This is a genomic window from Bradyrhizobium sp. AUGA SZCCT0222 (assembly GCF_018130205.1).
In the GTDB taxonomy this organism is placed as follows: Bacteria; Pseudomonadota; Alphaproteobacteria; order Rhizobiales; family Xanthobacteraceae; genus Bradyrhizobium.
Genome location: NZ_JAFCLX010000009.1, coordinates 64,973 through 84,890 on the forward strand (window position 1 = coordinate 64,973; position 19,918 = coordinate 84,890).

Sequence of the window (19,918 nt, forward strand, 5' to 3'; positions counted from 1 at the left end):
TAAACAGAAATATTTTTTATTTCGGGGCTTGACATTACTTCCGAAAATCGGAAGGTGATTTGCCCGTCGGGTTGAATTTGCCGACGGGATCAAGGTTACCAAAGATAACGTTCTGTACGTTCGCGCTGGCAACAATCTTGGAAAGCACGACCGACATCAGAACTTCCGCCTCACCGGGCGTATCCGCCATCCATCGCCGATCGTGTTTGCGATCGTGGCGCGGGATCGAACAGCTCGTCAGGCTCATAACCTGAAGGTCATAGATTCAAGCCTGTCCCCGATCGAGGCTACTTCCCCGCCTCCGCGAACGCTGCCAGGATCCGAGCCCAGGAACGGATGCCCTTGTGAAAACTCTTGAGGTCGTACTTCTCGTTTGGCGAATGGATGTTGTCGTCGTCGAGGCCGAAGCCGACCAGCACGGTATCGAGGCCGAGCGTGCGCTTGAAGTCCGCGACGATCGGGATCGAGGCGCCGGAACCGATCAGCAGCGCTTCCTTGCCCCATTCGTCGGTCAGCGCGCGCTTGGCGGCCGCCAGCGGCTTCATGTTCCAGTCGAGCGCGATCGCCGGCGCGTTGGAGTGATCGATGAATTCGGCCGTGCAATCGCCCGGCAGCCGCGCCGTCACATAATCGCGGAAAGCCTTGCGGATCTTGTCCGGGTTCTGTCCCTCCACCAGGCGGAACGAGATCTTTGCGGAGGCCTCGGCTGCGATCACCGTCTTGGAGCCCTCGCCGGTGTAACCACCGACGATGCCGTTGATGTCGCAGGTCGGACGTGAGGACACCTGCTCGATCAGGAGGCGGTCCTTCTCGCCGGCCGGAATCGACAGCCCGATCGGCTTCAGGAATGATTCCGCCGTCAGGTTGAGATTTTTCCATTGCGCCAGGATATCCGGCGGCAGGTCCTTCACGCCGTCATAGAAGCCGGGAATGGTGATGCGGCCATTGTCGTCGAACAGGCCGCCGAGAATTTTGGTCAGCACCCGGATCGGATTCTGCGCACCGCCGCCGAAGATGCCGGAATGCAGGTCGCGGTTGGCGGCCTTGATCTTGACCTCGTCATAAACGAGCCCGCGCAATGACGTCGTGATCGCGGGCGTGTTCTGGTCCCACATGCCGGTGTCGCAGACCAGCGCGAAGTCCGCTTTCAGGTCAGCCTTGTTCTGTTCGAGGAACGGCACGAAGTTTTTCGAGCCGACCTCTTCCTCGCCCTCGATGACGATGGTGACGTCCACCGGCAGCGACCCGGTCACCGATTTCCAGGCGCGGCAGGCTTCGACGAAGGTCATCAGCTGTCCCTTGTCGTCCTCCGCACCACGCGCAACGATGATCTTGCGGCCGTCGGCATGATCGGTCACGACAGGCTCGAACGGGGGACGGTGCCACAGGTTCAAGGGGTCGACCGGCTGCACATCATAATGCCCGTAGAACAGCACGTGCGGCCGCCCGCCCTTGCTGCCATTCATCTTGGCGACGATCGCAGGATGCCCCGCCGTCGGCCGCACCTCCGCCGCAAAGCCGAGCGTCGCGATGTCCCTGGCCAGGTGATCGGCGGCCGCCCTGCAATCGCCGGCAAAGGCGGGATCGGCCGAGATCGACTTGATCCGCAGCAGCGCAAACAGCCGTTCGAGGCTGTTGTCGAAATCGGCATCGATGCGGTCGAGGACCGGCTGAAGCTGTGCGTTGGCCATCACGGTTTTCCCTTGGCTGTGGGCATTGTTGTTGCGTCGATTTGTAGCCCGCTTGTGGACTGGGGCAAAGTGGCGGCAGCGTCCGCATTGGCATTGGGCGAGTGCAGCATGTGCCAGACCAGCCCCGCCACCAGCAGTGCGGTCGAGACCAGGTTGTTCCCGTAAGCCTGCAGGTCGTTCGGAAAGATCGGCAGCGACAAGCACAACAGCAAGCCTGCGACGGCCAGAAGCGCCCAGGTGCCGGCCTTCACCGCAGGCCGCGGGTCATAAGCGGCGCGATGGATCAGCACCGTGATCGGGAAGAACAGCCACATGAAATAATACTGACGGGCGAGCGGTGAGGCGACCGTCATCAGGCAGAACAGGATACCGAGTTCCTCGGCGTCGGACCGTTCCGTCCGGCGCGACGCCGGCGGCATCACCGCGATGTAACCGATCCCGATCGCCAGCGAGACCGCCAGCACCATCCAGTTCGCCGTCTTGAAGTCGAGATTGGCGACATTCATGGTGCGCACCGGCTTGGCCGGATCTTCCTGATTGTAGTTCACCGGCCGCGTCAGGCGGTGCGTCACCGCGATGATGGACTGATTGACCCACGACCAGTTCTGCTCGTCGCGCTGGCCGAACCCCTTTTCCGAGGTCGATCCCACCATGCCCTGATACCAGGTCTTCAATTCGGCGGCGTTGTGCTCGAAGCCGCGGAACGGCGCCGGCAGCATGAACAGAAACACGATCAGGAAGACCAGCATGCTCGCGGCAGCCGCCCACTGCCTGCGCCAGACCAGATAGGGGAACACCGCCACCGGAAATACCTTGATCGCGGTGGCGAGCGCAAACATGCTTCCCGCCATCCAGCCGCGCTGATCGCGCAGCAGCCAGAATCCGTACAGCATCAATGCCAGCAGCACGAGGTTGGGCTGTCCGAGATCGAACATGTCGAACACGAAGGTGACCGTGACGATGCCCGGCAGCGCTTCCAGCCAAGGACCGGGCTTTTGACCCGACCCCGCCATCGCGTGCGAATACTGCGCCGTCATCCACCACGCGACGATGTTGAGGAACGACAGGCACAGATAAAATGGGATCTTGCCGAAATAGCTCGGAATCGCCAGCAGCAACGCCGACAGCGGCGGATAGATGAAGTCGAGGGTCCCTCGCGTCACCCGCAGGTAAAGATCGCCACCGTGAAGCACTTGCTGGCCGGCCCAATACCAGAGCGCATAGTCCTTCGTTTTGCCGTTCCCCCAGATTTCGGGAACCAGAACGTCTGCGGTCAACGCGATGCAGACAACGATAAAGAGGACATCCAGCGGACGTCGCAAAGATGGCCATCTAAGCACGGGGATTACTCACTTTCACGGTGGGTGATGGTGCACGGCGGCTGCAGGCAGAAGCAACCGGGTTCACGTGCGGATCAGTCGATGCGAGGCTTACTTGCACAATCTGGGACGTCAGTTCGGGATAATCATGGCTCTTGCTTACCCCTGATCTCGAAAATCCTGGTAAGCAGACCCTTGTTCAGTGTGGCATGGGCGATGGCCGTGAAATCGGGTTTTTGGGCGATGATCTCAGCGACCTCTGAACCCCTCAGAATCGCAAAGGCGGGCGGCTTCAGGTTGGCTATGTCCGTCAGCCCTACCATGCGAATAGGTGCGGCAACATACGCCAGCGTGTTCAAATCGGCACTGGTGGTGACATAGAGCGTAGCCTGCATCGTCTCCCTGACCGCGGCTATCGTCTGCGCCGACGACTTCGACTGACTAAACGCGATCGGAGCAGCCGGGATAACAATCCAGCCGAGAACGATCAAGGCAGTTGATACCCCGGTTACAACCGTGTTGCTGACGGCAATGAGCCAGGGTCGTGTAGCCCACCACCGGTCGAACAGGACTCCTCCCACTACAGCGAGTGCCAAATTAGCAGGCATCGCATAGCGCGTCGCTACACCCCCGGGCCAGATCAGCAGCAGCATGGACGCGACCGTCGCATAAAGCACGGCAGCTAGCATGAGATCGCGCTCTCGACCGAAAGCGTTCCGTGCGAGGGCGACGATTGCCGGAAACAGCAACACCGAGCCTGGCAACCATTCCACCAGGAAAAGGCTTAAGGCAAAATCCAGGTGATCCCTCACCCATTGCATCAGCGTCATTCCCTCGGACAAACGCGAATGGACGATCCAGCCTTTTACGTCGCTCGGAATCATGACCATCCAATACCAGGCCACAACGGTCAGCCCGGCCATTGCGTTGGCGAGGACAAAACCCGGAAGATCGTTCCAACGCCGCTTCACCAGCAGGTACGCAACGACGCCCAGTGCAAAATAGGCAATGGGCTGGGGACCCTTGGCGAGGCCCGCCGCCGCCAGCAGAACACCGATTGCGACCCACCGGAAAATTGACGTGTATCCGCTGGAGAGGCCCTTCCACCACAAGAAGAAACCTCCGAACAGCAGCACCGACAAGGTCACGTCAGGCTCGGCGGTGACAAACTTCTGACTGACCATCGGACACGCAAACCAGCAGAGCGCGCCAAATACCGCAGGCGCCTTGCGGGTGTGCGGCAACACCAGATGGAAGACCATCAACCCGCCGGCGAGCAGAAACAGCAAATGCGGTATGCGGGCCGACCAAACCGAAACGCCACCCGAGAGCTTTCCGATTGCTGCGGCAATCCACGACAGCAGAACCGGACGCTCGACATACCGAAAGCCATACAGATGCGGAGAAAGCCACTGCCCGTCCTCGACAGCGCCGCGCGCCAGTCCGATGACTGTTCCCTCTTCGAAATGGGTGCCCCGTAGCGAGACCGCAGGAAAGGCCATGAGCGCCCAAAGCAACACGACCCAAACCCAGCCAGGAATATCGGCGCCGCGGACACGCGCGACCTGACGCAAGAACCACGTCCATACGTATTCCGTGACGGCCGTCGAGCCGTCAGCCTGGTGCGCCTTTCGCTCCATCCAGTCCCCTAACCGGCAATCAATCGCGTCGCCGAAGCCATCAAATCCGGCGGCCGTCCAATGCTTCGGCGCTTCGTGAGGCCCCAAAAAAATCTAGCGCCGCAGCAATCCGCCAAGTGCGCCGCGCACGATTGAGCGGCCGATCGAACTGCCGAGCGAACCGCCGACCGATTTGCCGAGATCGGCGACAACACCGCCGATCACCTTGTTGGTGACGGAACGCGTGACATCCCGCGCAATGACCTGGCCGGTCGACAGCCGGCCGCGCTTGTTGTTGGTGCCGAAGATGGTGCCGACGATCCCCCCGATCTGTCCGAGGATGCCGCCGCCACCACCGCCATCATCTGATCCATCCGCCGGCGCAGCCGTTCCCGCCACGCGCTTCAGCAGCATCTCATAGGCGGAGTCCGCATCGACTGCGGTGTCGTATTTGCCCTTCACCGGGCTCTTGTTCATGAGCGCCTTGCGTTCCTCCGGCGTGATCGGCCCGATCCGTCCCGTCGGCGGCCGGATCATCACCCGCTCGACCATCGTCGGCGTGCCACCGCCTTCGAGGAACGACACCAGCGCCTCACCCTTGGCGAGCTCCATGATCACCCGTGCGGTGTCGAGCTTCGGATTGGGCCGGAACGTCTGCGCCGCCGCCGCCACCGCCTTCTGGTCGCGCGGCGTGAACGCGCGCAGCGCATGCTGGACGCGGTTGCCCAACTGGGCGAGCACCTTGTCCGGCACGTCGATCGGATTTTGCGTGACGAAATAAACACCGACGCCCTTGGAGCGGATCAGTCGCACCACTTGCTCGATCTTGTCCATCAGCGCCTTCGGCGCATCGGTGAACAACAGATGCGCCTCGTCGAAGAAGAACACCAGTTTTGGCTTCGGCAGGTCGCCGGCCTCAGGTAATTCCTCGAATAGTTCCGACAGCATCCACAACAGGAAGGTCGAGTAGAGTCGCGGGCTCTGCATCAGCTTGTCCGCGACGAGGATATTGACCATGCCGCGGCCGTCGCTGTCGGTCTTCATGAAATCCTTCAGCGTCAGCGCCGGTTCGCCGAAGAATTTCGCTGCGCCCTGGTTCTCCAGCACCAGCAGCTGGCGCTGAATCGTGCCAACCGTCGCCTTTGAGACATTGCCGAAGCCCTGCGCGGCCTTGCGGATCGGCGCCAGCGGGTCTTCTTCCGCATCGGGACCCTTCTTGCCGCCAGCCGGTACGATGGCATCGAGCAGCGCGCGGAGATCCTTCATATCGATCAGCGTCAGTCCGTTCTCATCCGCGACACGGAACGCAACATTGAGGACGCCCTCCTGGACGTCGTTCAAATCGAGCATCCGGGACAGCAGCAACGGTCCCATTTCCGTGACGGTGGCCCGGACCGGATGGCCCTGCTCGCCAAACACGTCCCAGAATACGGTCGAGAACTGATCGGGCTGGAAGTTGAGCCCCATCTCGCCCGCGCGCTTGAGGATGAGGTCCTTTGCTTCGCCGACTTCGGAGATCCCGGACAGGTCGCCCTTGATATCGGCTGCGAAAACCGGAACACCGGCGCGGGCAAACCCTTCCGCCATCACCTGCAGCGACACGGTCTTGCCGGTTCCGGTCGCGCCGGTGACGAGGCCGTGCCGATTGGCGAGCGCGAGCGTCAGCCACGCTGTCTGCTCGCCCTTGCCGATGAAAATCTTCTCATTGGTATCGGCTGTCTTGTTGTCGGGGGTCGCCATCACATCGCCTCTTCGCGCGCATCGGGAAAGCTTGGTCGCCAAGCAGCGCCATCATATCGCATCCTGCCGGTCGATTGAAACCGTCCATGGACAAGGACATAGCCCGGGCCTTGCACACCCTGTCTCATACTTTTCTCTAACTCCGGTGGAAATACGAGGGCCGCAGTGCGGTAACATGGCGTGAATCCCGCATTCACTCTTGCATTGCTGCAACACTCGACGAGCGATCTAGGATGAAATCGCCTTCGCGTGCGCGGATCGCTTGTATTTCAGGTCGCAGACGCTCAAGATAAATTCACAAGGTACGACCCGGTAACAAACCGGCTGAGGGCGGGGCAATATGGACGAATTGATTGGACAGCTGGCCAGCAAGGCCGGCATCGATAGCGTTGTCGCTGAAAAAACCATCGGCATCGTTCTTGGTTTCCTCCGTAACGAGGGGCCTTCCGACAAGGTTCAGGCTCTGATCGACCAAATTCCAGGCGCCGAGGCTGCGATCGCGGCCTCGAACAGCAACAGCGGCTTCTCCAGGTTGATGGGCGGCGGGCTGATGGCGCTCGGCACCAAGCTGATGGCGCTTGGTCTGGGCATGAACGAGATTCAGAACGTGGCGCGTGAACTTTTCAGGTTCGGCCGCGACAAAATCGGAGCGGACAAAATGGGCGAGATCATTTCGGGGACACCGGGGCTAAGCCAGTTCGCTTGAAACACCCCCCTTCGGCCGCGCACATTCTCTTGCATCGAGTATCATGACATATCCCCTCTCCGAGATCGAAGGCTTGACCGCCTACTCTGCCTCGAAACTCAAATCGCTTGGCATTCGCACGACCGAAGCGCTGCTTGAAGCCGCCCGCACCGTCAAAGGACGCAAGGCGCTCGCCGCGAAGACCGGGATCAGTGAACAGCAGCTGCTCGAATGGGCCAATTTCTCCGACTACATGCGGATTCCCGGGATGGGCAAGGCGAAGGTCGGGCTGGTGCGCGCTGCCGGCGTGCCGACGGTTCGCGAACTCGCGCTGCGTAACCCGGCACGGCTCGCCCAGAACATGAAAGACGTGAATACCAGGCGCAAGCTGGTCCGCGTCATGCCCTCGGAGAAATCGGTCGAGCAACTGATCGCCCAGGCGCGCAAGCTTCAGCCGAAAATCAGCTACTAAAAGTCGGCCAGCCGACATACGCTGGCGGGGTCTCGCGTCTTGACTCACTGGCGCGGACCGCGCAAAGCGACCGCATGATCGTAAGCATGTCCAGACCCGCCACCGCGGCCGGCCCGGCCGGTCATTTTGACCTGCCGGCGCTGTTGTCACGGCCCTGCCCGGCCGTGATGGGCGTGCTGAACGTAACCCCCGACTCATTTTCCGATGGCGGACAGTTCGCTGCCCCCGAAAGCGCGCTTGCGCAGGCCCGCCGGATGGTCGCCGAGGGTGCTGACATCATCGACATCGGTGCGGAATCGACCCGACCCTATGGATCAGAGCCGATCTCGGCAGAAGAAGAGTTGAAGCGGTTGCAACCGGTGCTACCGGAGGTTGTTTCACTTGGGATTCCCGTCTCGATCGACAGCATGAAGTCGGCCGTCGTCGCCTGGGCGCTCGACCATGGCGCCGTCATCGCCAACGATGTCTGGGGGCTGCAGCGCGATGCCGGCATGGCCGGCCTGATCGCGGCACGCCAAGTGCCCGTCATCATCATGCACAACCGCGACAGCGCCGATCCCGCGATCGACATCATGAAGGATATCGCTGCATTCTTCGCGCGATCGCTCGACGTCGCCGCGAAGGCCGGTATTTCGCCCGGCCAGATCGTGCTCGACCCCGGCATCGGCTTTGGCAAGACGCCGGAACAGAGCATGACGGCCCTGGCGCGGCTGCATGAGCTGCAATCCTTCGGCCTGCCGCTGCTGGTCGGGGCCTCGCGCAAGCGCTTCATTAGTGTCGTGACGCCGTCGGAACCGCATCAGCGCCTTGGCGGGTCGATCGCCGCCCATCTGATTGCGGCCAAGGGCGGCGCGCGCATCATCCGCGCCCATGACGTTGTGGAAACCGTTCAAGCGCTGCGCGTCGCAGCCGCCATTGGGGAACTGCAGAGATGACCGATACGATCTTCATCACCGGCGTCGTCATCCATGCCCGCCATGGCGTGATGGAACACGAAACCGAAGTCGGCCAGCGCTTCGTGATCGATCTCGAGCTCTCCGTCGACCTGTCGGAATCCTCGCGCACCGACCGCCTGTCCGACACCGTGTCCTATTCCAACGTGGTCGCGACCGCGACGGCGGCGTTCAAGAACACCAATTACAAACTGCTGGAACGTGCGGCCGGCGCCGTGGCCGATGCCATCCTGGTCGCGTTTCCGCGCATCAACGCGGTCGAGGTCACCGTCCACAAGCCGCACGCGCCGATCGCCGCGATCTTTGACGATGTCGGCGTGGTCTTGATGCGCACAAGGCAGTCGCCCTGACATGGCGGACGTGCTGATCGCGCTCGGCGGCAATGTCGGCGACGTACGCGCGACGTTCCGCAAAGCCATCTCCAACATCTGCGGCATGACGCAGGCGGCATTGCTGGCGCGTTCGTCGGATTACACCACGCCGCCCTGGGGCAATGAAGCGCAGGCGCCCTTCATCAACGCCTGCATCGAAATCGACACCAGCCTCGATCCGCATGCGCTGCTGTTCACGCTGCACAAGATCGAGAAAAAATTCGGCCGCGACCGCGCTACCGAGCAGCATTGGGGCCCGCGCACCCTCGACCTCGACCTGATCGCCTATGACGACGTCAAGATCGACAAGCCGGAGTTGACACTGCCGCATGCCCGGCTGTTCGAGCGCGCCTTCGTGCTGGTGCCGCTCGCCGAGATCGTGCCCGACCGCCTCATTGCGGGACGCAGCGTCAGGGACGCGCTGGCGGCGGTTTCGACCGCCGGTATTTTGCGGCTACCCGACCTCGACCAGCCCTGACCGGGCCCCGGGTGGCCTAAAACAACCGTTTGGCTTGGCGGCCGCCCCGTGGCAATTTCCGGCCAAATCAAGAGGCGACCAAGGAACGACTGTCCGGATGACGACCACCACCAATGAGTTGCGATTAGCCGCGGATTTTGCCCCCGCGAACTACGAAGACTGGCGCAAGCTGGTCGACGGGGTGCTGAAAGGCGCGCCGTTCGAAAAACTGGTCGGCAAGACATCCGATGGATTGAAGATCGATCCGATCTACCCGCGCGCGCAAGGCGCCGCCCCGGTCGCCGGCCGCCCTGCGGCCACGCCCTGGCAGATCATGCAGCGGGCCGATCATCCCGACGCCAAAGCGGCCAACGCGCAGGCGCTGCATGACCTCGAAAATGGCGCGACCGGGCTCACCCTCGTGTTCGCCGGCGCCAATGGCGCCTACGGCTTCGGGCTGGATCCCTCGCCGGAAGCGGTGGCGCAAATCCTCGATGGCATCTATCTCGATGCCGGCATCGGCATCGAACTTCAGATCGGTCCGCAGTCGCGGATGGCGGCCATCCATGTCGCGGAATATATCAAGGGCAAGGGGCTCGATCCTGCGGCCTGCGATATCCGTTTCGGGCTCGACCCGCTCGGGGCCGGCGCGGTGTGGGGATCCAGCCCCTATAGCTGGTCCGAGATCGTGCCCGCGGTCACCAGCGCCGTCAAAGGCCTTGCCGCGCTCGGCTTCAAAGGTCCGCTCGCGGCCGCCGACGGGCGCGTGATCCACGATGCCGGCGGATCGGAAGTCCAGGAGCTGGCGTTTGTGCTCGCCGCAGGCGTCGCCTATCTGCGCGCGATCGAAACGGCCGGCATCTCGCTCGAAGACGCGCAGGGCATGGTCTATGCGCGGCTTTCCGCCGACGCCGACCAGTTCCTGACGCTGGCGAAATTCCGCGCGCTGCGGCTGTTGTGGGCGCGGGTCGAGCAGGCCTGTGGCCTCGTGCCCAAACCGCTGTTTGTCGCGGCCGATACCGCTTGGCGCATGCTGACGCAGCGCGACCCTTACGTGAACATGCTGCGCGCGACGATGGCGACCTTCTCCGCCGGCCTCGGCGGCGCCAACGCCATCACCGTGCTGCCGCATACGCTGGCGCTGGGCTTGCCCGATCCGTTCGCGCGCCGCGCTGCGCGCAACACGCAGTTGGTGCTGCTGGAAGAATCCAACCTCGCCAAAGTGTCCGATCCCGCCGCCGGCTCCGGCGGCATCGAGACGCTGACAAAACAGCTTTGCGAAGCCGCGTGGTCGCTGTTTCAGGAGATCGAAAAGGCCGGCGGCCTGTTCGCCGCGCTCGAACAGAACCTGATCCAGCGCAAGGTCGCTGCAACGCGAGCCGTGCGCGAGACCAACATCGCCAGGCGCCGCGACGTGCTGACCGGCGCCAGCGAATTTCCGAACCTGCACGAGGCCGAGATCGCGGTGCTGGACGCAAAACCGATTGCGCTGGCGCCCTATGGCGAAGCCAGGTTCAAGTTCGACGCGCTGCCGCCGATGCGGCTGGCCGCGCCGTTCGAAGCGTTGCGCGACAAATCGGACGCGAAGCTCAAGAGCGCGGGCGCACGGCCCAAGATATTCCTCGCAAATCTCGGCACCCCGGCCGATTTCACCGCGCGCGCCACCTTCGCAAAAAGCTTCTTCGAGACCGGCGGCATCGAGGCCATCGATACGCAGGGCTTTGCCGATCCGGTGGCGCTTGCCGCCGCATTCAAGGCCTCCGGCGCCGACGTGGCGTGCCTTTGCTCCTCCGACAAGGCCTATGCCGCCCACGCGATAGCGGCCGCGCAGGCCCTTCAAGCCGCTGATGCAAAGCATATCTATCTGGCAGGCCGGCCGGGCGAGCAGGAAGCAGCACTACGGGCCGCCGGCGTCGGTGACTTCATTTTTGCCGGCGGCGATGCGCTCGCCATTTTGCAGAGCGCCTGGAAGCAGACGGAGTGAGCATGACATCGGAGAGAAAGGCGGTTCTGACCGGCGGCTGCCAGTGTGGCGCCGTTCGTTTCGCGGCATATGCGGGCCCGGTGAAGATAGGCTTGTGCCACTGCCGCATGTGCCAGAAAGCGGTCGGCGGCCCCTTCATTTCGCTCGCCGAAGTCAAGCACGAGGATTTTGCGTGGACCCGCGGCAAACCGGCGACCTTTCGCTCGTCGACGATCGCCGAGCGCGACTTCTGCGCCGCGTGTGGGACGCCGCTCAGCTATCGCGTGATCGACGGCACCATCATCGAGCTTACCACCGGCAGTTTCGACCGGCCGGACCTCGTGGTTCCGACCTACGCCTCGGGAACCGAGTCCCATTTGGCCTGGGTCGGCAGGATCGGCGATTTGCCTGGCAGGAGCACGCTTGAGGGTACTGGTAGCGAAAAGCTTAGCCGTATCGTCAGCCACCAGCATCCGGACCATGATTGAGGACAGGCCGCGACCCGAATGGCACAGACACCTTCAGCAGGCGATATGGCTGGTCAGGATGAGCTGCCGCAACTCGAAGCTGAGCGCGATCGACTGCTCTCGATGATCGCTTATCATAACGGACCATTCTATCCGATGCGGTCGGCACGCTGGCTGCGGCCGGCATCGCCGGAGGACCAGGCGCCGGCATGGCTTGCGGTAACCGGGATTGCCATCGTTTGCGGCATCGCAATTTTGATCGTGGCAGGGTTTTTCGCCGGCCAGGTTCCGGCTTCCACCGTCCTTTTCGTGGTAGTGGGTTTACCGCTATTGGCGTACATTTTTTCGCGAAGAGTAACGTTGTTCGGTATTACGTTTCGAGCAGGAGAAGTGCTTGCGCTCAGTTCAGAGCAGATCGCAGGCGAGCCTGAGACTCTGAAGCGTCTCGCGGACTGCGAGGCACGGATAGCGAAATTGAAGGAAGGCCGCTCATCATGAGCAGAATACCCGATTTCACCGCTGTGAAGTTCGAGCCGGTCGACGCGCCGGCACCGACTGCCGGCGCCGAGCCTTGGCTGACGCCCGAGGGCATCCTCGTCAAGCCCGGCTACAGCGAGGCTGATCTCGAAGGCATCGACTTCCTCGAGACCTGGCCCGGCATTGCGCCCTATCTGCGCGGCCCCTACCCGACCATGTATGTCAACCAACCCTGGACGATCAGGCAATATGCCGGCTTCTCCACGGCGGAAGATTCCAACGCGTTCTACCGCCGCAACCTCGCGGCCGGACAAAAGGGCCTTTCGGTCGCATTCGATCTGGCGACGCACCGCGGCTATGACTCCGATCATCCGCGCGTCTCCGGCGACGTCGGCATGGCCGGCGTGGCGATCGATTCCATCTATGACATGCGCACGCTGTTTGCCGGCATCCCGCTCGACCAGATGAGCGTGTCGATGACGATGAACGGCGCGGTGCTGCCGATCCTGGCGCTGTTCGTTGCCGCCGCCGAGGAACAGGGCGTACCGCCGGAGAAACTGTCGGGCACCATTCAGAATGACATTCTGAAAGAGTTCATGGTGCGCAACACCTACATCTATCCGCCTACCCCCTCGATGCGGATCATCTCCGACATCTTTGCCTACACCTCGCAGAAGATGCCGAAGTACAACTCCATTTCGATCTCCGGCTATCACATGCAGGAAGCCGGCGCGACACAGGACCTCGAGCTCGCCTATACGCTGGCCGACGGCGTCGAATATCTGCGCGCCGGATTGGCGGCGGGCCTCGACGTCGACCGCTTTGCGCCGCGGCTGTCGTTCTTCTGGGCCATCGGCATGAATTTTTTCATGGAGGTCGCAAAAATGCGCGCGGCGCGGCTGCTGTGGGCCAAGCTGCTGACGCAGTTCAATCCGAAGGACCCGCGTTCGCTGTCGCTGCGCACCCATTGCCAGACTTCGGGCTGGTCGCTGACCGCGCAGGACGTCTTCAATAATGTGATGCGCACCACCATCGAGGCGATGGCGGCGACGCAAGGCCACACCCAATCGCTGCACACCAACGCGCTCGACGAAGCCTTGGCGCTGCCGACCGATTTCTCGGCGCGCATCGCCCGCAACACGCAATTGTTCCTGCAACAGGAAAGCGGCACCAACCGCATCATCGATCCCTGGGGCGGCTCTTATTACGTCGAGCGGCTGACCCGCGATCTCGCCGCCAAGGCCTGGGGCCATATCCAGGAGGTCGAGGCGCTCGGCGGCATGGCGAAGGCGATCGAGGCGGGTGTGCCGAAGCTAAGAATCGAGGAAGCCTCGGCCAAGACACAGGCACGGATCGATGCCGGACGGCAGGCCGTGATCGGCGTCAACAAGTTCAAGCCGGTCAACGAGGCCGCCATCGACGTGCTGAAGGTGGAGAATTCCACCGTGCGTCGGCTGCAGATCGACAAGCTGTCGCGGCTGCGCTCCGAGCGCAGTCAGAAGGACGTCGACCAGGCGCTGGCGGCGCTGACGCGCAGCGCAGGCGAAGGCAACGGCAACCTTTTGGCGCTCGCCATCGACGCGGCGCGCGCGAAAGCCACGGTCGGCGAAATCTCGGACGCGATGGAGAAGGTGTTCGGACGGCATCGCGCGGAAATCAAATCCATCACCGGCGTCTACAAGCGGGAGGCGTCCACCATGTCCAACCGGGTCGAAAAAGTGCAGGCGCTGATCGATGCGTTCGAGGATGCCGAGGGCCGCCGCCCCCGTATCCTGGTCGCCAAGATCGGCCAGGACGGCCACGACCGCGGCCAGAAGGTCATCGCGTCAGCCTTTGCCGATGTCGGCTTCGACGTCGATATCGGACCGCTGTTCGCCACCGCCGACGAGGCGGCGCGGCAGGCGGTCGAGAACGACGTGCATATCCTCGGCGTCTCGTCGCTGGCGGCCGCCCACCTCACCGCGGTGCCGGAACTGAAGGCCGCGCTGAAGAAGCAGGGCCGCGAGGACATCATGATCATCATCGGCGGCGTGGTGCCGCCGCAGGATTACGAGGCGCTCTACAAAGCCGGTGCGGAAGCGATCTTCCCGCCGGGCACCGTGATTGCCGACGCCGCCGAAGAGCTGATCCACAAGCTCAATGCAAGGCTGGGGCATAGCGAGGCGGCGGAGTAGCCTCACCCAGCGCGGCGCTCCAATGCCCGCTGCAGCGAATGCGTCCAGTCCGGTATCCAGGACTGGAACAGCGTCCGCCAGCGATCGGCATCGTCAGGCGCGGTGTCGAGCGCGACATCCCATTCAATAAAGGTCCGGTCGCCCTCGACGATTCGCATCAGGTGCATGGTGCCCGCATAGCGCGTCGGGCCTGGTGCGTCCGGCAGAAGATCTGGTGGAAACGGCAACGGTTCGATGCCGGCATAGGTCAGGATGTGCTGCGCGTCGGAATGACGAGCCAGGCGCTGCCGGATCCAAGTGCCGAGATAGCAGAAGCGCCTGACGGCGCCGACTTCGTCGCCGCCCTTGTCGTCCTCGATGACGCTTTCGCTTACGCCATCGATATAGGCCGGATAATTGTTGAAATCGCGGATCAGCGACCACACGGTAGCAAGCGGATAATCCAGCACGGTGCTGTAATAGGCTGTCGTCATGTTACCTCCGCAGTCGATCGCGGCTGTCCAGCGACGCCGCGCGTGGATACCTATCCGTGCTGCCCTGATCGCCGCCACCCGATTTCCGGATGTGTCGTGATGTCCCACCGGCGATCATCCCGCATCATCGCGTAACGCCTTGCGAGCGCAGCGCAAAGCCGCCTAGAATGCTGCATCACAAGAGCGCCCGCTGTCAGGGACGCCGCAGGGAGGATTACATGACCAAAATTACGCGCCGCGCATTTGCGGCTTCAACCGCCGCAGCAGCGGCCGTCGCGGGTTTTGGATTCAAACCGGCGTTGGCGCAGGCTTACCCGGCACGGCCGGTGACCGTGATCGTGCCATGGGGCGCCGGCGGCGGCACCGATGCAACCGCGCGTATCGTGGCGGCACTTTTGGAGAAGGACCTCGGCCAGCCCTTCAACGTGGTCAATCGCACCGGCGGCTCCGGCGTGGTCGGCCATTCCGCAATCGCAACCGCGCCGCCCGACGGCTACACCATCGGCATGCTGACGGTGGAAATCTCGATGATGCACTGGCAGGGACTCACCGAACTGGCGCCAAAGAGCTACACGCCGCTGGCCCTGATGAACGAGGACCCGCCCGGCATCCAGGTCCCTTCAGCGTCGCCCTACAAGACCGTGAAGGAGCTCGCCGACGCCATCAAGGCAGCGCCTGTCGGCAAGTTCAAAGCCTCGGGCACCGGCCAGGGCGGCATTTGGCATCTGGCGCTGGTCGGCTGGATGCAGGCGCTCGGACTTCCTGCAAATCAGGTGGCCTGGGTACCGTCGAACGGTGCGGCGCCCGCGATGCAGGATCTCGCGGCGGGCGGTCTCGACCTGACCACCTGCTCGGTGCCGGAAGCCCGCGCGATCATCGAAGCCGGCAAGGCGCGCAGCCTTGCCATCATGGCGCCCAAGCGCAACCCGTCTTTCCCTGACGTACCGACGCTGAAGGAGTCAATGGGGATCGACTATGCGACGGGGGCGTGGCGCGGCATTGCGGGTCCGAAGGGCCTGCCCGCGGACGTCGCGACCAAGCTCACGGCTTCGCTGAAGAAGGTCTACGACTCCAAGGACTTCAAGGACTTCATGAGCAATCGCGGTTTCGGAACGGTGTGGGGCGACGCGACGGAATTCGCGGCATTCATGGACAAGGGCGACGCCCAAATGGGCGAGGCGATGAAGGCTGCCGGCCTCTCCAAGGCCTGATCGGTCCCGCCGGTTCACTTGCTCGGAAATACGTGGGGCTCGTTGATGCGTCTTCCCGATCAAGTCACGGGATTGTTTCTTGTTGGCCTCGGAGCGGCGGCTGCCTATGGCGGCTGGCTGCTGCCGCCCGTGCCCGGTCAGCCGGTGGGCCCCAATATCTTTCCGCTGGTGATCGGATCGGGTCTCGCGCTTTGCGGGCTCGCGATCGCGCTCGGCATCGGCCGCACCTTCGAAGAGGAAGAAGAGATTGTTCCGCTCGAGGCCGGTCAAGCGCGGCCGCCCACCGGCAAGCTTTACGGCCTGCGCGCACTGTTGCCGCCGGCATTGCTGTTGTTCTACGTGGCGGCTGCAGACCGATTGGGTTTCATCATCACGGCCGCGCTGATCGTGTTCGTGACGTCGAGCGCGCTCGGCGCGCGCTGGAAGCTTTCGCTGCCGCTCGCGGTAATGGCACCGATTGTCATCCATCTGATTTTCAGCAAGCTACTGCGCGTGCCGCTCCCGGCCGGGCTGTTGCCGATGCCGTGGTGACCCATGCTTAACACCCTCATTGAAGCGTTCGCGCTCATTTCCACCTGGGAAGTCATCATCGCGATGCTGGCGGCATCGGTCTATGGCCTCGTCATCGGGTCGCTACCCGGCCTGTCCGCGACGATGGCGACCGCCCTGCTGGTCCCGGTTACATTCTATTTGTCGCCGATCGCCGCGATTGCGACCATCGTGGCGGCGTCCACGATGGCGATCTTCTCCGGCGACATCCCTGGCGCGTTGCTTCGCATTCCGGGTACCCCCGCCTCGGCAGCTTACGCGGACGAAGCCTATGCCATGACCCGCAAGGGAGAAGCCGAACTGGCGCTTGGCGCCGGCGTATGGTTCTCCGCTGTTGGCGGTATCGCGGGCACGCTCTCGCTGATGATCCTCGCACCGCCGCTTGCCGAGATCGCGCTGTCGTTCTCGACCTTCGAATACTTCTGGCTCGCGTTCCTGGGCCTGATGTGCGCGACGCTGGTCGCGCGCTCTTCGCCCGTGAAGGCGATCGCGGGCATGTTCATCGGTCTGCTTGTCGCCTGCATCGGGATCGAAAATCCCGGCGGCGTGCCTCGCTTCACGTTTGGAATGACCGATCTGTTCGGCGGCATCGAGCCGATCCCGGCACTGGTTGGCGTATTTGCCGTGGCGCAAGTCATGCGTGCAATGCTGACGCCGGAACCGCCACCAATCCCAAAGCGCAAGTTCGGAAGCATCATGGCGGGCCAGTGGAGGCTTACCAAGAAGTATCGCTGGCAGATGACACGCGGGAACATCATCGGCATCATCATTGGGGTGCTGCCGGGCGCCGGTGCCGACATGGCCGCGTGGGTCAGCTACGCGATGTCCAAGCGCTTCTCGAAGGAACCCGAGAAGTTCGGAACCGGCCACGTTGAGGGCCTGGTCGAAGCCGGCGCCAGCAACAACGCCAGCATCGCGTCGGGTTGGGTGCCGTCGCTGCTGTTCGGCATTCCCGGCGACACCATCGCGGCCATCGCCATCGGCGTGCTCTACATGAAGGGATTGAACCCCGGCCCGACGCTGTTCACTGAGAAGGCGTCGAGCATGTATGCGATTTATCTCATGTTCATCATCGCCAACATCATCATGATTCCGCTGGGCATCGTCATGATCCGTCTGGCGAGTTACGTGTTGCGCGCGCCCCGTTCCTCCGTCATGCCCTTCATCATGCTGTGCTGCGCGGTCGGTTCGTTCGCCATCGGCAACAACATGTTCGGCGTCGTGACCGTCGCGGCATTCGGAATCATTGGTTACGTCATGGAAGCCAACGGTTATCCGGTCGCCGCCATGGTGCTCGGTATCGTGATGGGCACTATGATCGAGCAGAGTTTCGTGACTTCGCTGATCAAGTCCGACGGCAGCGTGTTGCCGTTCTTCGAGCGACCGATTTCCGCGATCCTCGCCGCCCTGGCGATCGGCGCATTGATTTGGCCGGTGCTGGTCTGGGGGTGGCGACGGCTCAAGGCGGCTTCGCCCGCCGCCGCGCCCCGCTGACACGCCACACGATCCCCTCGCCTGCACCGCGCAGCCGTTGTAAACCAAGGCATGAACCGGCCGATTGCTCCCCCCGATATCGACAAGCTCGCCAAGGATCTGCGTTTGGGTCACCGCGCCGCGCTGGCGCGCGCGATCACCCTGATCGAGAGCCGCCGTAGCGACCATCAGGCCGCCGCGCGCGATCTGGTGCAGGCGCTGCTGCCCGACACCGGCAAGGCCGTGCGTGTCGGCATCACCGGCTCGCCCGGGGTTGGCAAGTCAACCACGATCGATGCGCTCGGCATGTTCCTGATCGAGGGCGGCCACAAGGTCGCGGTGCTGGCGGTGGACCCGTCCTCGGCACGCACCGGCGGCTCCATCCTCGGCGACAAGACGCGGATGGCGCGATTGTCAGCCTCCGACAACGCCTTCATCCGGCCCTCGCCTGCATCAGGCACGCTCGGCGGCGTCGCCGCGAAAACCCGCGAGGCGATGTTGTTGTGCGAAGCCGCCGGCTTCGACGTGGTGCTGGTGGAGACGGTCGGCATCGGCCAGTCCGAGACCGCGGTCTGCGACATGACCGATTTCTTCCTGGCCTTGATGCTGCCCGGCGCCGGCGACGAATTGCAGGGCATCAAGAAGGGGTTGGTCGAACTCGCCGACATGATCGCGGTCAACAAGGCCGATGGCGACAATATCAAGCGCGCCAATCTTGCCGCCGCAGAATATCGCGGCGCGCTGCATATTCTAACGCCCCGTTCGGAGCACTGGCATCCGCCGGTGCTGACCTACTCGGCGCTGACCGGCACCGGCATGGACACGCTGTGGCAGAAGATTCTGGATCACCGCACCGCCATGAATGCCTCGGGTGAATTCGCAGGCCGACGGCGCGAGCAGCAGGTGAAATGGATGTGGTCGATGCTGGAGCAGCGGATGATGGCGCGGCTGCGCGCCGACCCCGCGATTCGCGCCCGGGTGAAAAAGACCGAGGCCGAAGTCGCCGACGGGCGCATCACGCCGGCGGTTGCAGCCGAACAGATCGCGGAGATGCTGCGGTGAGCGACAGGCTTCGCATTCTCGTAACCGGCTTCGGTCCGTTTCCGGGCGCGCCGTATAATCCGACGCAGGCGCTGGTCGAGCGGCTGATGCGGCTGCGCCGTCCGGCCTTTGCCGACGTGGATATCTCGAGCCACATCTTTCCCGTGACCTACAAGGCGGTCGACCTCGAATTGCCGCAAGCACTCGCAAAACACCGGCCGCAGGCAATACTGATGTTCGGGCTGGCGGGCCGCACCGCGCATGTCAGGATCGAGACCCGTGCACGCAACGCCGTCACTCTGCTGTGGCCCGATGCGGCGCAAACCCGCGTCCGCAAGGGATCGATCGGGCTCGGCCCGGACGCGATGCGGTTCGGTCCGCATACGCTGCGGCTGCTGCACGCCGCGCTGGCGACAGGCATCGACGCGCGGCCGTCGCGCGATGCCGGGAGTTATCTTTGCAATTATTTGAGCTGGCGCGCGATCGAGGCGGTTCAGGCCAGCGACCAGCTTCAACTGGCTTCGTTTGTCCACATCCCGCCGCTCGCGCGCGGCAATGCGCCACGGCGCATGGGTTATGCGCGCATCACGCTGGAAGACCTCGTCGATGCCGGCGAGGCGATGCTGCTGGAAACGGTGGTGCTGGCGCGGCAGGCCACACGCGCCTCCACCCGCGATTAACCCTACCCCCAACAATCGCTCTGTTCCGCCCTCGCGTTCACCATGCGGTGGACCGTTTTCGCGCTATTTTTGCCGAGCGAATGCGATTGTCCGCATTGCGCGA

20 protein-coding genes are annotated in these 19,918 nt (G+C 63.2%); 14 read left to right on the forward strand and 6 right to left on the reverse strand.

Annotated features, from left to right (window positions below; translation table 11 throughout):
- Positions 1-34: 34 nt before the first annotated feature.
- From JQ629_RS10325 to JQ629_RS10345, 5 genes are all read right to left on the reverse strand, one after another.
- Positions 35-247 carry a hypothetical protein gene (locus JQ629_RS10325; RefSeq protein ID WP_212412558.1) on the reverse strand — a complete coding sequence of 71 codons (213 nt, stop codon included), beginning with the start codon at positions 245-247 and terminating at the stop codon, positions 35-37.
- A gap of 40 nt (positions 248-287) precedes the next feature.
- Positions 288-1,691 carry a M20/M25/M40 family metallo-hydrolase gene (locus JQ629_RS10330; RefSeq protein ID WP_212412560.1) on the reverse strand — a complete coding sequence of 468 codons (1,404 nt, stop codon included), beginning with the start codon at positions 1,689-1,691 and terminating at the stop codon, positions 288-290.
- A complete protein-coding gene (locus tag JQ629_RS10335) occupies positions 1,691-3,037 on the reverse strand; it encodes a glycosyltransferase family 87 protein (RefSeq protein ID WP_212412659.1) in 1,347 nt (448 codons plus the stop codon). The genes JQ629_RS10330 and JQ629_RS10335 overlap by 1 nt, the downstream gene beginning before the upstream one ends.
- Positions 3,038-3,156: 119 nt before the next feature.
- On the reverse strand, positions 3,157-4,650 hold the full coding sequence (locus tag JQ629_RS10340; protein ID WP_212412561.1) for an ArnT family glycosyltransferase: 1,494 nt from the start codon (positions 4,648-4,650) through the stop codon (positions 3,157-3,159).
- 93 nt (positions 4,651-4,743) lie between these two features.
- Complete coding sequence (locus JQ629_RS10345; RefSeq protein WP_212412562.1) at positions 4,744-6,369, reverse strand: helicase HerA-like domain-containing protein; 1,626 nt, start codon at positions 6,367-6,369, stop codon at positions 4,744-4,746.
- Between the two features lie 340 nt (positions 6,370-6,709).
- Between JQ629_RS10345 and JQ629_RS10350 the strand changes: the two genes are divergently transcribed.
- The 9 genes from JQ629_RS10350 (at position 6,710) to scpA (ending at position 14,388) form a co-directional block, all read left to right on the forward strand.
- Complete coding sequence (locus JQ629_RS10350; protein ID WP_212265414.1) at positions 6,710-7,075, forward strand: DUF2267 domain-containing protein; 366 nt, start codon at positions 6,710-6,712, stop codon at positions 7,073-7,075.
- A gap of 43 nt (positions 7,076-7,118) precedes the next feature.
- Positions 7,119-7,526, forward strand: a complete 408-nt coding sequence (locus JQ629_RS10355) for a DUF4332 domain-containing protein (protein ID WP_212385620.1) — start codon at positions 7,119-7,121, stop codon at positions 7,524-7,526.
- Between the two features lie 74 nt (positions 7,527-7,600).
- Positions 7,601-8,461, forward strand: a complete 861-nt coding sequence (gene folP, locus JQ629_RS10360) for a dihydropteroate synthase (protein WP_212412563.1) — start codon at positions 7,601-7,603, stop codon at positions 8,459-8,461.
- A complete protein-coding gene (folB, locus tag JQ629_RS10365) occupies positions 8,458-8,829 on the forward strand; it encodes a dihydroneopterin aldolase (RefSeq protein WP_212265417.1) in 372 nt (123 codons plus the stop codon). Before folP ends, folB begins: the two co-directional genes overlap by 4 nt.
- 1 nt (position 8,830) lies before the next feature.
- Positions 8,831-9,328, forward strand: a complete 498-nt coding sequence (folK, locus tag JQ629_RS10370; RefSeq protein ID WP_212412564.1) for a 2-amino-4-hydroxy-6-hydroxymethyldihydropteridine diphosphokinase — start codon at positions 8,831-8,833, stop codon at positions 9,326-9,328.
- Between the two features lie 97 nt (positions 9,329-9,425).
- Positions 9,426-11,291: a methylmalonyl-CoA mutase family protein gene (locus tag JQ629_RS10375; RefSeq protein WP_212412565.1), complete on the forward strand. Its 1,866-nt coding sequence runs from the start codon at positions 9,426-9,428 to the stop codon at positions 11,289-11,291.
- 2 nt (positions 11,292-11,293) lie between these two features.
- A complete protein-coding gene (locus JQ629_RS10380) occupies positions 11,294-11,758 on the forward strand; it encodes a GFA family protein (protein ID WP_212412566.1) in 465 nt (154 codons plus the stop codon).
- A gap of 18 nt (positions 11,759-11,776) precedes the next feature.
- Positions 11,777-12,235, forward strand: coding sequence for a hypothetical protein (locus tag JQ629_RS10385; protein WP_212412567.1), 459 nt, complete (start codon positions 11,777-11,779; stop codon positions 12,233-12,235).
- Positions 12,232-14,388, forward strand: coding sequence for a methylmalonyl-CoA mutase (scpA, locus tag JQ629_RS10390; RefSeq protein WP_212385630.1), 2,157 nt, complete (start codon positions 12,232-12,234; stop codon positions 14,386-14,388). Before JQ629_RS10385 ends, scpA begins: the two co-directional genes overlap by 4 nt.
- 2 nt (positions 14,389-14,390) lie before the next feature.
- On the opposite strand, the gene JQ629_RS10395 is transcribed toward scpA, so the two are convergent.
- Positions 14,391-14,861: an SRPBCC family protein gene (locus tag JQ629_RS10395; RefSeq protein ID WP_212412568.1), complete on the reverse strand. Its 471-nt coding sequence runs from the start codon at positions 14,859-14,861 to the stop codon at positions 14,391-14,393.
- Between the two features lie 218 nt (positions 14,862-15,079).
- Here JQ629_RS10395 and JQ629_RS10400 point away from each other — a divergent pair, with 218 nt between their 5' ends.
- The 5 genes from JQ629_RS10400 to JQ629_RS10420 are packed head-to-tail and all read left to right on the forward strand — an operon-like array spanning position 15,080 to position 19,815.
- Complete coding sequence (locus JQ629_RS10400) at positions 15,080-16,072, forward strand: tripartite tricarboxylate transporter substrate binding protein (RefSeq protein WP_211995653.1); 993 nt, start codon at positions 15,080-15,082, stop codon at positions 16,070-16,072.
- A 45-nt stretch (positions 16,073-16,117) separates the two neighbouring features.
- The gene (locus tag JQ629_RS10405) at positions 16,118-16,603 is read left to right on the forward strand and encodes a tripartite tricarboxylate transporter TctB family protein (protein WP_212412569.1); all 486 of its coding nucleotides are present in this window, start codon (positions 16,118-16,120) and stop codon (positions 16,601-16,603) included.
- Between the two features lie 3 nt (positions 16,604-16,606).
- Positions 16,607-18,115 carry a tripartite tricarboxylate transporter permease gene (locus JQ629_RS10410; RefSeq protein WP_212412570.1) on the forward strand — a complete coding sequence of 503 codons (1,509 nt, stop codon included), beginning with the start codon at positions 16,607-16,609 and terminating at the stop codon, positions 18,113-18,115.
- 51 nt (positions 18,116-18,166) lie between these two features.
- A complete protein-coding gene (meaB, locus tag JQ629_RS10415) occupies positions 18,167-19,156 on the forward strand; it encodes a methylmalonyl Co-A mutase-associated GTPase MeaB (protein WP_212412571.1) in 990 nt (329 codons plus the stop codon).
- Positions 19,153-19,815, forward strand: a complete 663-nt coding sequence (locus tag JQ629_RS10420) for a pyroglutamyl-peptidase I (RefSeq protein WP_212412572.1) — start codon at positions 19,153-19,155, stop codon at positions 19,813-19,815. Before meaB ends, JQ629_RS10420 begins: the two co-directional genes overlap by 4 nt.
- Positions 19,816-19,918: the final 103 nt, after the last annotated feature.